Here is a 13,973-nt window from a genome sequence, read left to right as displayed (position 1 = left end):
AAAATAATTAAAAAATAGAGACTACTTGCTTTCTACTTTTTTTATCTATTAAAATATAGGCAATATTTGTAATAAAATGACTGGATAAAACTGCAATTGCAGCACCATTAACGTAATAAACAGGAATTAATAAATAGCACAAAATTACGTTTACTACACAGCCTAATATAAAACGATATACGTTTTTTTGTAAATCTTCTGTATTGATAAGGTGTTTTTCATAAATCATACCTATAAAAACGAATAGAGGAGCCCAACAGAATATTAATAAAGCTGTTTTTGCTTGGGCAAAAGATGCTGTAAAAAAGGTGTCTAAAATATGGTTTCCAAAGAAAGTGTAAAAACTAGCAATAATAAACCCTAAGACAAGCATGATTTTTAAAAGCTTTTTTATTTTTTTGATATATAGGGTTCTGCTTTGCTGAAAGGATTCTGCCAAAGAAGGGTATAACGCATTGATAATAGAAAACCCAATATTCCAACTCAGGCCAAGCACTAAAAACTGTACTGTAGCAAAAAGTCCGTTGGCATAATCGTCATAAAAATATTTTAAAAACAATTCATCAACAGAAATGTAAAACATTATCAAACTGTTAGAAAGTATAAAAGGAAAAGACATCTTTAATAAAGATTTTCCTAAAGGCCATGAAAATTTCCATTGCTTAAACAGAAGCGGTTTCTTAAATTTTAAAATGATGCCATAAATGCATCCCTGAATTATAAAATCAAGAATAATAAGTTTGGCAAAATAATATACATCGAATTGTTTTTTAACACCATAGTATTGCAAGGAAACAATAATAATTAAGCTTATTATTTTACTAATAAAAATATATTTTGTCGATTTTTTTGCTAGTAAATAATACTCAAAAATATCGGTTAATTTAAAAAAGTAACTACAGGTAATAATGAGGTACAGGCTAGTTAATACGTTTTCCTGAGCAATACTAAAATAAATTAAAATGCCAATAAATAGAGCAAACCAGCTTATAAGTCTAAGGTAAAAAGCTGTAGCTAGAATTTGGGAGCTGTTTTTGGGCTTGTATACTATTTCTCTTATGCATATAGAAGACAAGCCTAAAAAAAATAAAGGAGTAAGCATGCCTAAAACAGATTCTACTAATTTGAGTTTTCCTAGATCTATGGTGCCAAGAACATTAAATATTTGTGGAACTATAAAAACACCAGTTATAAGCTGTACCATTTTTTCTAGAGTAAACCATTTGGTAGCAATAAAATCTTTTTTACTAAAAACCGATGTCATGAAATGTATTTAGTTTTCAAATATATAAAAACGGATTACTTTTAAGTGTTTGAAAGATTATTATTACATTCGTTTTTACAAATAGAAAGTATGACTCCAGAGTTTCTTAGGCGCTATTATGTATTACGTATTATTTCTAATCCTAAAGTGTATGGAATTGAAAAAAATGGCTATGTGCCACTTTCTGATCTGCAAAATGCTTTAAGTCTGTTACATGCTAATAATCTTGAAGACGCTCTTTATGATAAATTGAGTCAATCTTCACAAAAAACGATTAAACGCGATCTTAATAAAATAAAATCCTATTATCATGTAGTAGTTTTACATAAACGCAACTATGGTTATTATATAGATGAATTTGAGATAGGTCCAGCGTTAAAAGAAGTTTATGAAAAAACAGAGCTATATCTCTTGCATCATCACGCGCATGCATGGAAAACACATGTTACCACAGCACGAAGTTCTTTAAGTTCGCGAGTAGATCTGGTTCCTTTAATACAAGCAATAGAACAACAAGTATTAGTGCATATTTCTTATTCTGGCTGGTATGATGATAATGGTTTTCAAACTATTACTGGTTTATTTCAACCTTTGCATATTAAAGAAATTAATAAAGCTTGGTATTTAATGGCAAATAATAAGCAGTATGGTGTGTATGCTTTTTGTTTGGATGAAAGAATTAAAATGTTGCAGATTACCAAGCATCAGGTAAAAGACCCAATAAGTTTTACTCCAGAAGCTTATTTTAAAGATGTTATAGGTATTTTAAAATCTAGTTTAGCTCCAGTATGGATTTATATGCAAGTTGCTAATCATCATTTTAAGTATTTAGAGGCAAACCCCTTACATCACTCTCAAGAAATTGTATCGGTTCCTAAAAGACAAGACACAAAGCATTTAGATTATACTAATCCGGAGATTTGGGGAGAAATTAAAGTGTTTGTAGAGCCTAATTATGAATTTTTAATGGAGGTGTTAAAATATAATCTTTGGGTAAAAGTGGTTAGTCCGTTGTCTATTAAAAATTATGTAAAGCATCATTTAGAACTTATGTTAGACTACTATAAGTAATCTCCAGCCTTAACGGTAATTATTCTTTTTTTTCAATTTTATTTTTAGTTAATGTATGTCCATTTACATGGAGAATCTCTGTTTTATTGTTACAAAATGATTGTAATAAAATTTAAACGGACAGGTTTTGTCTGTTTAGAATATAGATTTACAATTGAAATTAAAACCAAACTACTTAAACCTATTAAATTATGGCTACCTACAAATGTCAAATTTGTGGCATTCAGAAATATGACACGGTATCTTCTCAATTAAATACATCTATAACTTGTAAAGGGACAGAAGTGGATCCTGAGGTTGGTTTTCATGGTTGGGAACTGGTTTCTAGTGAAGATTTAATTTGTAATTAAAACCCCAAAGTTATTATGGCAACATTTGAAATTAAAACCAAACGCGCAATACATGTGCAAGGTGATTATGTAGATGCTGGATTATCTGTACAGATAAGCAGTATGTTTTCTAACCCTTTTGACGAAGTCGAAAAAATATACAAAGCTTTTATAAGAGTTCATGGTATTGATTTAAAACCTGAAGGGTATTTGAGTTTGGGGTGGTTGGAATATAAAATGGTTTAGGAATTAAAAACATTGAAATGAGTGAAATTTTAGAAGTTATAAATAAATATAAGAATAGACTATTAAAGGAGCCTGGTCTTGTTGGGGATATGTTTTTTTACGAGAATGGAAGTTTAAATATTGATAAAAATCTTTATGATGCTTTTCATAAAAAAATGAATAAACTTGCTTTAGAGAACTATAATTTTGATTTACAATTTGAAACAAAAGAATTGTTTTTAGGATTTCTTTCAGTAGGTATTGTTGATGAAGATCATTATGATTTCTGTTTTATTAATGACTTAGGAATTTTTACAATCTATTATGATCCTCCTTTTGAAGAGTTTGAAGCAGAATATGTATTAGAAATAATATATTGGGATGATATTTCGTCTATTGATTTAGAATACGTAAATGAACATCATACTCGGATAAATTTTGATATTAAAAATGGAGAAAATAACGATAGTTTTTATAAATTACTGATTGAATTTGGTAAATTTGGTAGTCATTTTAATGCTCAAAATTATCAAGCATGTAAATTAGTAGTAGAGCTGCTTAACGATATAATTGAAGTATTAAATAAAAATGTTTGTAATGAGAAAATAGAAGAATTAAATGTGCTTTTAGAAGAGGAGCAGTATGATGAGCTATTGATAGAGTTGGAGTCAATAGATAGAGATGATTTAGAAAATGTCTATACTTATCACTTTCTTAGAATGGAAGCTTTTCATGGTCTGGGCGAAAATTTAAAAACTTTAGAGGAAGCCAATGAGTATAGAAGGTTTTTAGATAGAAATGATAAAAGTCATGATTTTCAGTTGGGTAATTTATATAGTTTAGCCTATAAATACAATGAAGACGGTCTAAATTCAATAAAATGGTTTAATGAGACTTTGCAATTGTATACTAAAGCCAATAGAAACGTTGAAGTAGATGTAATTGAAGAATTACAATCAGAATTAGAAAATAGCTATGAAGTTCTTAAAAAAGAATTTGTAGATATATCATTTCAAAAAAGAAAATTCATTTTTATGAGTGACGAATTATTATATTCTGAAATGGAAGGATTGGTTGTTCTGAAAGTGAATGATATACCTGAAAATATTAAGTTTCCACTTTCTCATCCACAATTAAATGAAGTTTATACTTTTCATCCAAATAATGCTAATAGCTATATTCCGCTCAAAGATTATCAAAAAGAACTTTTTGTAGATAAACTAAGAGAGTTTCTCATATTGTTAGATACTTTAGGAGCAACTAAAATAGATATTATTAATAAAAACAGAAACATCGATAAAAATGAAAATAGTTCTGAGAAAAAAATAGGAGTAAAAGCTAGTTATAAAGTTGTTAGCACAAATGTAGATTATAATAACAAAGAAAATAATAATAATCAATTAGAGCGTGAATTAAACTTAGCTTTTCATCAAAAATTGAGTCCTAAAAAAGCACCTTATATTCCAGAAGGGCTAGTTTGGTTACCTACAGATTTAAATTGGCAACGTATGGCTGAACAAAGAATGAATGGGAGTTTGATGAGTCATAGAGAAATAATAACTTCTAAGCAAATAGAGAGCTTGTCATCTCATGAATTAACAAAAGTGAATGTAGAGTTAAACGTCCTCTTAGCAAAAGCTAATGTCGATTACCAAAAGGACGATATAAGTAAATCTAGTTCAGAGAATCATTTCGAGTTAGAGATTCAAGTTGAGTTTGAAGATATAGATAATCTAAAACAAGTTCATAATAATTTAAATAATAACGAACGTTCTAATAATAATTTAGATAAGTATAAAGAGGATGTTTTATTTATGCTTGAAGATGACGGCATTATAGATGAAATAGAAAGGAAGTTGTTAAATAGAAAGATTGAAAAATACGGCATATCAATAGATGAAGCAGAACAAGTAGAGAAAGAGTTGATGTTTAATAATGATGAGTTGAAATATTTGGAAGAATATAAGCTATTATTGTTAGAAGGTGAGATTGGTGAAATTGAACAAAAAATGTTACTACGCTATGCTAAGCGTTATAATATTAGTGAGGAAAGACAAAAAGTTTTAAATAATAGTTTTAAATAAAATTAATATAGTGAAATAAACAAAAATAAATTAGTGAATAATTTCAACCCAACCCGCCCATACCACCGCCAAGAAATAGACCTTCTCTTCACCAAAGTAAAAGCACAAATGCACCAACAAGCTTTGGTTAGAGGTGGAGATGGTATAGCGCTTTATAGCGATTGTTACACAGGAGAAACTTTACGTGGAGGTGATAGATATGATTATGAGCACATACGTTCTTCTGAAGCTATATTTATGGCGTATCGAGATCGATTAACCAATGCAGAAATAGCAGAAGTGGTTAACTGTCCAGAAAATGTTTCAGTTACGCAGCGTACCATCAATCAATCGAAAGGTAAAATGCGAATGGAAGATTGGATGTCAAATGCGGATAATATCCATAAGTACAGCATAAATGTTGCATTAACTAAAAAAGTTTTGGTTAAAGCAGATAGAGGGATTCAGCAAAAGGCAAGTACATTTATATAAAACGATGAATCAAAGTATGTTGTAATTAACCATTTAATAAATTGACTTCAATTTATGTGTTTCTAAATTTCTTTATAGTACGTTTCGTGCCCTATAAACTTAAGAAAAAGCTCTATTTTTTATTGTCAAATATTTAAAACGGACATATAATGTCTGTTTAGGAGTTAGTTTTGTTTTATAATATAAAGATACTCAGCTGAAAATCTTGTTTAATATTATTGTAATCGATAAATCACGATTTGTAACCAAAAAGTATGACATTTTAGGGGTATTATTTCAGTCTATTTAATCAGTCAATTAGGGACTTTAAGGTAATAATCGTGATAATTTATAAAATCTCAATCGTAAAGGTTGAGATTTTTTATTTGTACAATACGTGAAATCTAATAAAATGATTTTATAGTAAAGCGTTTAGTGTATTTTTAATATAATGGCATCTAGTACTTTCATGTAATAGTTATAGTTACTTGCTATAAAGTGATGGTTGTTTTCGCTATTGTTTAAAAGTGTTTTAAATTTGGAAATAGTAACTAGTTTTAGCGCTTCAACTTCTTCATTTTGATATACTAAAGTTGAAAAGTCTACTTGTAATTCTGTTATAAAGGTATGATGAAACTCGTTATCTATAATTCCGTTAGTATAATTTTGAAAGCAATCAAAAACACCAATTTTTTCTAAATCTTTTTCTAAAATGCTAAGGCCTATTTCTTCTTTTACTTCTCTAATTGCAGCTTGTGTAATGGTCTCTCCAGCATCTACATGACCAGCAACAGAAACATCCCAAAGTAAAGGGCAGATAATTTTTGAAGCCGCTCTTTGTGCTAATAAAACTTCTCCTTTTTTTGTGTATAACCAAATATGAGCAGTATTGTGATAATGCCCTTTTGCATGTATTTCAGATTTTAGAGCAGATTTACCTGTTAGCAACCCTGTTTTGGTAACAATATCTATTAATTCGTCCATAATAAAAGAATTACATGTGTTTTTTTAAGCAATTAATTAAAGGTATAAAATCTTCTTTAGTATTAAATACGTGACAGGAAACTCTAATATAGTTGCCTCTAAAAGAAACAAAAATATGGTTATTTACTAAGTTTTCTTTCAATACATCTAAGTTTATGTTTTCTGGTAATTCTATTCCGAAAAGATGATGCGTTCTTTGGTCATCGGCTTCTATTTTACAGCCTAAAGCTTTTAATTCTTTTACTGCTTCTGCCGAAATCTCTTTGCAATATTCTTGAATGGCCTTTGGTGTCCATTCTAAAACTTGTTTTAATGCTGCAATTTGCATTTTTACATGTATAAAGTTTCCGCTTTCACCAACTTGATATCTATTTGCTAATGGTTTATATTGGTTTTGGTAATTGGTTAAACCTGCAAAGTTTTCGCTATCTAATCGGTTTGACCAATTTTCTTCAATAGGTTTTCCGTTATTAAAATATTCTCCATAGTATGCATATGCACATCCATAAGGACCAAATAACCACTTGTAGCCAGCGCAGATTAATGCATCTGGTTGTATCTCTTTCACCGAAAAAGGTAAAGCGCCAACACTCTGGCTACCATCAATAATAACTAAGGCATTTTGTTGTTTTGCTTTAGTACTAATAGCTTTTAAATTAAATAAGCTTCCGTTAGACCAATGTATATTTCCTATAGCAACAACAGCTGTTTTGTTTGTTATTGCGTTTAAAACATTGGTATTCCAATGCTCACCTTCCTTTTTGCCTACTGTTATAATTGTGGCATTGTAGGTTTCTGCCAGTTTTTGCCAAGAGTAATAATTACTAGGAAACTGTTCCTCGATGACCAAAATTTCATCGCCTTCCTTTAAAACAATATTATTAGTAACTGTTGCTATTGCGTAAGAAGCAGAAGGAATGCTTACAATGCTGTTATAATTGTTAGCATCAATTAGTTTTGCAAAGAGTTTTTTAAGCGTTACTACAGGTTCAAAATAATCGGAACCTTTAATGGTATAAGGTCTGTTTTTTTGCTTTAAACCTTCTAATCCTGCTTCGTAAATTGCTTGAAATGCTGGTGATTGTGATGCTATGTTTAGATAGGTGATATCTTTAGGAAGATCGAAAAGGTGTTTTTGGTTTTGTAATTGCATAATTGCTGGTGTAATTGAAAGTATAAAGCTACTAAAGTTTGGGTAGATTGAATAGGAGCGGCGTAAGAATAAAAAAAGCCTCAACAATAGAGGCTTTTAATTTATAGTATTTAAAATGTTGCTTATTTAAAATAAGAAAATGTTTCCCCATCTTCAATTTTAAGAAGTGTTTCATAAATCATTTTAATAACATTCTCTACATCGTCTCTATGTACCATTTCTACCGTAGTATGCATGTAACGTAAAGGCAATGAAATTAAAGCAGAAGCAACGCCACCATTGCTATATGCAAAGGCATCGGTATCTGTTCCTGTAGCTCTTGATAAAGCAGAACGTTGAAAAGGAATTTTTTTAGCTTCGGCAGTATCTGTAATTAAATCGCGTAGTTTTTGTTGCACAGCAGGAGCAAAGGCTACCACAGGACCTTTACCTAGTTCTAAATGACCTTCTTTCTTTTTGTCAATCATTGGCGTAGTGGTATCATGTGTAACATCTGTAACTATAGCAACATTAGGCTTAATAGTTTGTGTAATCATTTCTGCACCACGTAACCCAATTTCTTCTTGTACCGAGTTGGTAATGTATAAACCAAAAGGTAATGTTTTGTTGTTTTCTTTTAATAAACGTGCCACTTCAGCAATCATAAATCCACCCATTCTGTTGTCTAAAGCACGACAAACAAATTTGTCTTTGTTAAGAATATGAAATTCATCTGGGTAAGTAATAACACAACCAACATGCACACCAAGGGCTTCTACTTCTTCTTTAGTAGTGCAACCACAATCAATAAAAATATTATCTGGTTTTGGTGCTTCTTCTTTTGCTTTGTTTCTTGTATGTATTGCAGGCCAGCCAAATACTCCTTTTACAATACCGTTTTTGGTATGTATATTAACAATTTTACTAGGTGCAATCTGGTGATCACTTCCTCCGTTTCTAATTACGTAAATTAATCCGTCATCACTAATATAGTTTACGTACCATGAAATTTCGTCAGCATGTCCTTCAATAACTACTTTGTATTTTGCTTTAGGGTTAATTACACCAACAGCAGTTCCGTAGGTATCTGTAATAAACTCATCAACATAAGGCTTTAAATAGTCCATCCAAATTTTTTGTCCTTCCCATTCGTACCCAGTTGGAGCTGCATTATTTAAATATTTTTCTAAAAAGTCTATAGACTTTTTGTTAAGTATGCTCTTTTTTGCCATTTGTAAAATTTTTTACTAAAATAATAATATTAATACTATTTTAAGGTTTAACAAGAGGTAAATTATTAATTTTACTTCCATACTTTTATATTGCATTTAAGCTAGATTTTTACACTTAGCTTTAAATGATTAAAAGTTTGGTTTCTAATTTATTTTGGAACGATTTTGGTGTTTTAAATTAAAAAAATGTTGTTACTAAAAGTACATGAAACACATTAGTTACTTATTGATGCTATTTCCTTTTTTAATTTTTGGACAAATTAAGGAGGTGAAGCAAGACACTACCGACTATGATTACATTATAGTTGCGGGAGATTCTATTGCAAAATCTGCTATAAACCTAGAAGAAGTGATACTATTAAATAAACTAAAATTTGATAGTAGAGCAGATAGAAAACGATACCTTATTTTAAGACGAAAAACCATAAAAGTTTATCCGTATGCCAAATTAGCAGCCGAACGTTTGCAAACCATGCAGAAAAGAATGGATGGTATAGAACGAAATAGCTTAAAAAAAGTATATGCTAAACGTGTGCAAAAATATATTGAAGAGGAGTTTTCTGAAGAATTAAAAAAACTAACAAGAACCGAAGGGCAAATACTTGTAAAGTTAATACATAGACAAACAGGGCAAACCGCTTTTGATTTAATTAAAGAATTGCGTAGTGGTTGGAGAGCCTTTTGGTTTAATAGTACTGCAAATCTTTTTGATATTTCATTAAAACGTGAGTTTAACCCTGAAATAGAAAAGGAAGATTATCTTATTGAAGATATATTACAACGAAATTTTCAAAGTGGTGTTTTAGAAAATCAGGAACCTGCAATTTATTTTGATTTTTATGCACTTTCAAATAAATGGTTATCTAATAAAAATAAGCCATAAATGCACATTCAAACTCCTTTTGAAGAAAAACTAAATGCCCTAACCCATAGTATTGGAGTTTTGTTTGGTATTGTGGGACTTGTTTCACTTATTTTTAAAAATACCCATAAAAGTGATTGGAGTTTTTTTAGTGTTTTAGTGTATGGTATTTCTATTATAATTTTATTTTCTGCATCTACTATGTACCATTATGTGCAAAACGAAAAACAGAAGCATTATTTTAGAATTATTGATCATATAAGTATTTATATTTTAATTGCAGGAACTTACACGCCAATTTTATTAATCTCTTTACAAAGTAGTTTAGGTTGGCCTTTGTTTTATACCGTTTGGGGCATTGCTGCTTTTGGCGTACTATTAAAAATATTCTTTACAGGACGGTTTGAAGCTTTTTCTGTATTGCTATATTTAGCAATGGGCTGGTTGGTAGTATTTGACTTTACTCATTTAAGAGAGGTTATTGGTGATAATGGCATTTTATGTTTATTTGCAGGAGGCCTTGCGTACACAGGAGGCATTATCTTTTATGCTATTAATAAAATACCATACAATCATGTTATTTGGCATTTATTTGTGCTAGCAGGTGCAATCTTTCACTTTTTTATGGTGTATTTTTATGTGATTTAATACATATAGGCTCTTTGGTACTAATCTTGTCATTTAAAGACATAAAAAAACAAGGTCTACAGGGTAGCCTTGTTTTTTTAATAATCTAAATATATAGAAGCTTTTAAGCTACTACTTCTTTTTTCTTAATTTTTCGGTACGGAAAAGAGTTAAATATGCTACGTTTACCAAAGCGGTTTTGCTTGTCACTTTGCGAAAACTTAATATATAACCCTTTGTTAACACCAAAGTATTCATACGTGTTACCATCTAAAAAAGTAACCTCTAATAATAAACCTTTATGTTGCCAATCTACAATAGCACTAGAAATTGTAGTAGCGTATTCTTCTTTGTTAGCCTCAATAGTTTCAGGAGCCATACTTACTAAAAAGTGATAACCATCAATAACTTTACGGCTCATAAGTTCTGCTTCTGCAGCTTTTTCATCACCATCTTGAAACTTATCTGGATGCCATTCTTTTACTAAACTTCTGTACGTAGTTTTTAAACTTTTTAAAGTCATTTCTTTTTCTACGTTAAATAGCTTTTTATACTCGTTAATACGTTTCATAAATAAAGGTGTTTTTTTAAACCGAGTGCAAAGGTACTACTTCTTTTTACAATGTGCTGATTTAGTTTAAAAAAGAAATTTTTTGTTTTAAGGTTGTTATTATATCGTTGTACTATTTTCTAAAATAATTCGTCAAGATTAGCGCGAACACCAATTACAAACATACCTGTTTTTGTAGTTTGTGTATCACTATCTCCTCCTTCAATATTTGCTAAACCTAAACGGTAACCAATATAAATATCATCTGCAAAATCGGTCCATGACATTACATAAGATACTTTTGCTGTTAGTCCATAGTTAATACTTTTGTATGGTGCATCATTACCATCTATTTTTTTAAATAAATCTACTTTATCGCTTCCTTCAGATTTTTGTGTTCCTGCAATACCATAATCTACAAATAGACCTAGTCCAGCAGATAATTTATCTTCAATAAGTTGGTAGTCTGCTTGTGCATGTGTTCCTACCCAATAAGTAGTGTATTTAATATCTAAGCCTAGATCTGGCTGGTCTATAGAGCTATTATGGTTTGTAAGCGTAAGACCTGTACCAACAGTAAGTCTGTCTTTTTTTAAAAGATCATAGTCTAGTCCTAACAGAAATCCTATTCCATAAGAATATTCAATTTCTACATCTTGGGTATCAGAGCTAAAGGTATAGTCTCCTAAAGTTACTGCAGCATTTAATCTTAAATTTTCCCAGAAATCGTTAGTGTCACCTTCTTGACCATAAGTAATAGAAATAGTTAAAAATAGCGTTAACAATGTTAAAAATTTTTTCATGATTTGAGTTTTAATTGGTTTTTAAGCAAAAGAAATACAATTCTAAAAAAGCTACAATACTCAATTTGAGTAGTTTACAAGGTGTATAATAGAGCAAGCATTATTTGTAAAGGATTTTTATTGTGTTATTTTACTTACATACAGTGGTTTATGGTTGTTCTTATTTTATTTACATTAAACTCAATTTGTATAAGAAATAATGAAAAGTAGGAGTGTCAAACTATTTTTACATTAATTTAAAGACATTACACATTTTTACTTTTGGGTTTACGCACTATAAATCTTTTCTATATTTTTACAACAAAATCTACTTTTATATCCATTATATAAGTGTTTTTTTTTAATAATATGAATAATAAATGGAGTAATTCAAATAAAATTCATTTGTTATTTTGTTAGTGATTTAGCATTAATGTTGGTTATTTTTTGTGTTTTATTAAATTTACGACTACTATTTTGTTGTTATTTTAATTATTTCAAAACTTTCTATATAGGTTTTTTTTACGTTTTTGTATCTTTGGTAACTAGGATTTAATTTCTTAAAAGTGATAAATATGGCATTTTTCAATAAGTTGAAATGGATACTCGGATTTTTAATGATTTTTTTACTAATCATTACTACAAATTTGATAGATAAGAACAATTTTGTACGTGTTCGTGATTCTGTAGTTACTATCTACGAAGACAGATTAATAGCAAAAGAATTAATTTTTGAAATGCTAAAGTCCGTTCAGGATAAGGAGTTGGCAGTATTGCTATCTGATTCCATTTTTTTTAAAACTCAAAACCCAAAAGTTAATAATGATTTACAATCTTTAATTTCCAGATTTGAGCAAACCAAATTAACGGTAAAAGAGGATCGTGTATTTAATGATTTTAAAAAAAATATTCAGTTGTTATTAGATGCTGAAAGTCGTTTTTTAGACTCTAATTATAGTGATAATACGCAGGTAATCAATTATATTGAGGGTTTAAAAACAAACCTCAATGATTTGTCTAAAATACAGATTATTGAAGGAAGCAGACAAATGTCAATTAGTAAACGCGCTATTGATACGGTAGAATTGTTTACCCAAATTGAAATTTACATATTGATTTTCTTGGCTATTTTAATTCAGATTATTGTAATGTATAAGCCTAAAGCAAGGTTATGAATTTAATATTCATTTATTTTTTATACAATGTTTTAATTTACTAATTACTAGTAGTATCAATTAGGTTTAAACCAAAAAACTATTATTTGTAATAAATAATAGTTTTTTGGTTTTTTATATCCATTAAAAAGGATGGATTTCTTTTATAAAGCAATAATTAATTTACTGCATGCACAAAATATTTTTTTCGTAACCAAAAGGATACTCTAACTAATAAAATTAAAGCAGGTACTTCTACCAAAGGGCCAATAACTCCTGCAAATGCTTGTCCGGAATTTAAACCGAAAACAGCAATGGCAACAGCAATAGCTAATTCAAAGTTATTACCTGCTGCAGTAAATGCAACAGAGGCTGTTTTATCATAAGTGGCACCAGTAGCTTTAGTAAAGAAAAAGCCAATAATAAACATTAAGGTAAAATAAACCAATAACGGAATAGCAATAATAACCACATCCATTGGTATTTCAACAATTAACTCTCCTTTTAATGAAAACATTATTACTATAGTAAATAAAAGTGCAATTAGTGTTATAGGCGAAATGGTTGGTATAAACTTTTTAGTATACCATTCTTCTCCTTTTAAAGGCACTAAAATAACACGACTTAGTATTCCTAAAGCAAACGGAATACCTAAATAAATAGCAACACTTTCTGCAATAGTAGCAATAGATATATCTACAATAGCACCTTCAAAACCAAAATAGGGAGGAAGTACTGTTATAAAAAGCCATGCATAAAAACTATAGGCAAATACTTGAAAAATACTATTTAAAGCTACTAAACCTGCACCATACTCGCTGTTTCCTTCTGCAAGATCATTCCAAACTAAAACCATGGCAATGCAACGCGCAAGGCCAATTAATATAAGGCCAACCATATATTCTGGATAATCTCTTAAAAAAATAATGGCTAAAAAAAACATTAAAACAGGACCAATAATCCAGTTTAGAATTAGTGAAATAGAAAGTATTTTTGTGTTTTTAAAAACTTTGGGTAATAAAGTATAATTTACCTTTGCAAGAGGAGGGTACATCATTAAAATTAAACCAATAGCAATAGGTATGTTTGTAGTACCACTACTTAGTGCGTTTACAAAATCTGGAAAAGTAGGAATAAAATATCCTATAGAAACTCCTACAGCCATTGCTATAAAAATCCATAAGGTTAGATTTTTATCTAGAAAACTTAGTTTTTTATTTGCCATTT

General features: G+C 29.6%; 15 protein-coding genes. 8 read left to right on the top strand and 7 right to left on the bottom strand.

Annotation, left to right across the window (positions count from 1 at the left end; translation table 11 throughout):
• Positions 1-7: 7 nt before the first annotated feature.
• Positions 8-1,264, bottom strand: coding sequence for an oligosaccharide flippase family protein (locus KO494_RS12525; RefSeq protein WP_215967957.1), 1,257 nt, complete (start codon positions 1,262-1,264; stop codon positions 8-10).
• Between the two features lie 90 nt (positions 1,265-1,354).
• Between KO494_RS12525 and KO494_RS12520 the strand changes: the two genes are divergently transcribed.
• The 5 genes from KO494_RS12520 to KO494_RS12500 all read left to right on the top strand — a co-directional run bounded on the left by KO494_RS12520 (position 1,355) and on the right by KO494_RS12500 (position 5,444).
• Entirely contained in the window at positions 1,355-2,335 is a 981-nt protein-coding gene (locus tag KO494_RS12520; protein WP_215967956.1) for a YafY family protein, read from the top strand.
• 191 nt (positions 2,336-2,526) lie between these two features.
• Entirely contained in the window at positions 2,527-2,685 is a 159-nt protein-coding gene (locus tag KO494_RS12515) for a hypothetical protein (RefSeq protein WP_215967955.1), read from the top strand.
• A 15-nt stretch (positions 2,686-2,700) separates the two neighbouring features.
• On the top strand, positions 2,701-2,910 hold the full coding sequence (locus KO494_RS12510; protein WP_215967954.1) for a DUF6140 family protein: 210 nt from the start codon (positions 2,701-2,703) through the stop codon (positions 2,908-2,910).
• 17 nt (positions 2,911-2,927) lie between these two features.
• The gene (locus KO494_RS12505) at positions 2,928-4,973 is read left to right on the top strand and encodes a hypothetical protein (RefSeq protein WP_215967953.1); all 2,046 of its coding nucleotides are present in this window, start codon (positions 2,928-2,930) and stop codon (positions 4,971-4,973) included.
• A 108-nt stretch (positions 4,974-5,081) separates the two neighbouring features.
• Positions 5,082-5,444 carry a hypothetical protein gene (locus KO494_RS12500; protein ID WP_215967952.1) on the top strand — a complete coding sequence of 121 codons (363 nt, stop codon included), beginning with the start codon at positions 5,082-5,084 and terminating at the stop codon, positions 5,442-5,444.
• Between the two features lie 411 nt (positions 5,445-5,855).
• Here the strand turns inward: KO494_RS12500 and KO494_RS12495 are convergent, their stop codons facing one another.
• From KO494_RS12495 to KO494_RS12485, 3 genes are all read right to left on the bottom strand, one after another.
• Positions 5,856-6,407: an NUDIX domain-containing protein gene (locus tag KO494_RS12495; RefSeq protein WP_215967951.1), complete on the bottom strand. Its 552-nt coding sequence runs from the start codon at positions 6,405-6,407 to the stop codon at positions 5,856-5,858.
• Between the two features lie 10 nt (positions 6,408-6,417).
• Entirely contained in the window at positions 6,418-7,560 is a 1,143-nt protein-coding gene (locus KO494_RS12490; protein ID WP_215967950.1) for an aminotransferase class V-fold PLP-dependent enzyme, read from the bottom strand.
• A gap of 122 nt (positions 7,561-7,682) precedes the next feature.
• The gene (locus tag KO494_RS12485) at positions 7,683-8,771 is read right to left on the bottom strand and encodes a M42 family metallopeptidase (protein WP_215967949.1); all 1,089 of its coding nucleotides are present in this window, start codon (positions 8,769-8,771) and stop codon (positions 7,683-7,685) included.
• 205 nt (positions 8,772-8,976) lie between these two features.
• On the opposite strand from KO494_RS12485, the gene KO494_RS12480 reads away from it, so the two are divergent.
• Together KO494_RS12480 and KO494_RS12475 are read left to right on the top strand one after the other, a co-directional pair.
• Positions 8,977-9,654, top strand: a complete 678-nt coding sequence (locus tag KO494_RS12480) for a DUF4294 domain-containing protein (protein WP_215967948.1) — start codon at positions 8,977-8,979, stop codon at positions 9,652-9,654.
• Positions 9,655-10,281, top strand: a complete 627-nt coding sequence (locus KO494_RS12475; RefSeq protein ID WP_215967947.1) for a hemolysin III family protein — start codon at positions 9,655-9,657, stop codon at positions 10,279-10,281.
• 103 nt (positions 10,282-10,384) lie between these two features.
• Here the strand turns inward: KO494_RS12475 and KO494_RS12470 are convergent, their stop codons facing one another.
• Together KO494_RS12470 and KO494_RS12465 are read right to left on the bottom strand one after the other, a co-directional pair.
• Complete coding sequence (locus KO494_RS12470; protein WP_215967946.1) at positions 10,385-10,831, bottom strand: KTSC domain-containing protein; 447 nt, start codon at positions 10,829-10,831, stop codon at positions 10,385-10,387.
• A 119-nt stretch (positions 10,832-10,950) separates the two neighbouring features.
• Positions 10,951-11,613 carry an outer membrane beta-barrel protein gene (locus tag KO494_RS12465; protein WP_215967945.1) on the bottom strand — a complete coding sequence of 221 codons (663 nt, stop codon included), beginning with the start codon at positions 11,611-11,613 and terminating at the stop codon, positions 10,951-10,953.
• 554 nt (positions 11,614-12,167) lie between these two features.
• Between KO494_RS12465 and KO494_RS12460 the strand changes: the two genes are divergently transcribed.
• Positions 12,168-12,767 carry an MCP four helix bundle domain-containing protein gene (locus KO494_RS12460; RefSeq protein ID WP_215967944.1) on the top strand — a complete coding sequence of 200 codons (600 nt, stop codon included), beginning with the start codon at positions 12,168-12,170 and terminating at the stop codon, positions 12,765-12,767.
• Between the two features lie 157 nt (positions 12,768-12,924).
• On the opposite strand, the gene arsB is transcribed toward KO494_RS12460, so the two are convergent.
• Positions 12,925-13,971, bottom strand: a complete 1,047-nt coding sequence (gene arsB, locus KO494_RS12455; protein ID WP_215967943.1) for an ACR3 family arsenite efflux transporter — start codon at positions 13,969-13,971, stop codon at positions 12,925-12,927.
• Positions 13,972-13,973 lie beyond the last annotated feature (2 nt).

Origin of the sequence: Lacinutrix sp. C3R15 (genome assembly GCF_018860825.1) — a bacterium.
Lineage (GTDB): Bacteria > Bacteroidota > Bacteroidia > Flavobacteriales > Flavobacteriaceae > Oceanihabitans.
The sequence above is the reverse complement of the archived record's forward strand: the minus strand, read 5'-3'. Positions and strand labels throughout refer to the sequence as shown.

Coding starts and splice junctions, on each gene's coding strand:
- KO494_RS12495 (WP_215967951.1), bottom strand. CDS start 6,407: ATGGACGAATTAATAGATATTGTTACCAAAACAGGGTTGCTAACAGGT.
- KO494_RS12500 (WP_215967952.1), top strand. CDS start 5,082: ATGCACCAACAAGCTTTGGTTAGAGGTGGAGATGGTATAGCGCTTTAT.
- KO494_RS12460 (WP_215967944.1), top strand. CDS start 12,168: ATGGCATTTTTCAATAAGTTGAAATGGATACTCGGATTTTTAATGATT.
- KO494_RS12485 (WP_215967949.1), bottom strand. CDS start 8,771: ATGGCAAAAAAGAGCATACTTAACAAAAAGTCTATAGACTTTTTAGAA.
- KO494_RS12470 (WP_215967946.1), bottom strand. CDS start 10,831: ATGAAACGTATTAACGAGTATAAAAAGCTATTTAACGTAGAAAAAGAA.
- KO494_RS12490 (WP_215967950.1), bottom strand. CDS start 7,560: ATGCAATTACAAAACCAAAAACACCTTTTCGATCTTCCTAAAGATATC.
- KO494_RS12480 (WP_215967948.1), top strand. CDS start 8,977: ATGAAACACATTAGTTACTTATTGATGCTATTTCCTTTTTTAATTTTT.
- arsB (WP_215967943.1), bottom strand. CDS start 13,971: ATGGCAAATAAAAAACTAAGTTTTCTAGATAAAAATCTAACCTTATGG.
- KO494_RS12475 (WP_215967947.1), top strand. CDS start 9,655: ATGCACATTCAAACTCCTTTTGAAGAAAAACTAAATGCCCTAACCCAT.
- KO494_RS12520 (WP_215967956.1), top strand. CDS start 1,355: ATGACTCCAGAGTTTCTTAGGCGCTATTATGTATTACGTATTATTTCT.
- KO494_RS12505 (WP_215967953.1), top strand. CDS start 2,928: ATGAGTGAAATTTTAGAAGTTATAAATAAATATAAGAATAGACTATTA.
- KO494_RS12525 (WP_215967957.1), bottom strand. CDS start 1,264: ATGACATCGGTTTTTAGTAAAAAAGATTTTATTGCTACCAAATGGTTT.
- KO494_RS12515 (WP_215967955.1), top strand. CDS start 2,527: ATGGCTACCTACAAATGTCAAATTTGTGGCATTCAGAAATATGACACG.
- KO494_RS12465 (WP_215967945.1), bottom strand. CDS start 11,613: ATGAAAAAATTTTTAACATTGTTAACGCTATTTTTAACTATTTCTATT.
- KO494_RS12510 (WP_215967954.1), top strand. CDS start 2,701: ATGGCAACATTTGAAATTAAAACCAAACGCGCAATACATGTGCAAGGT.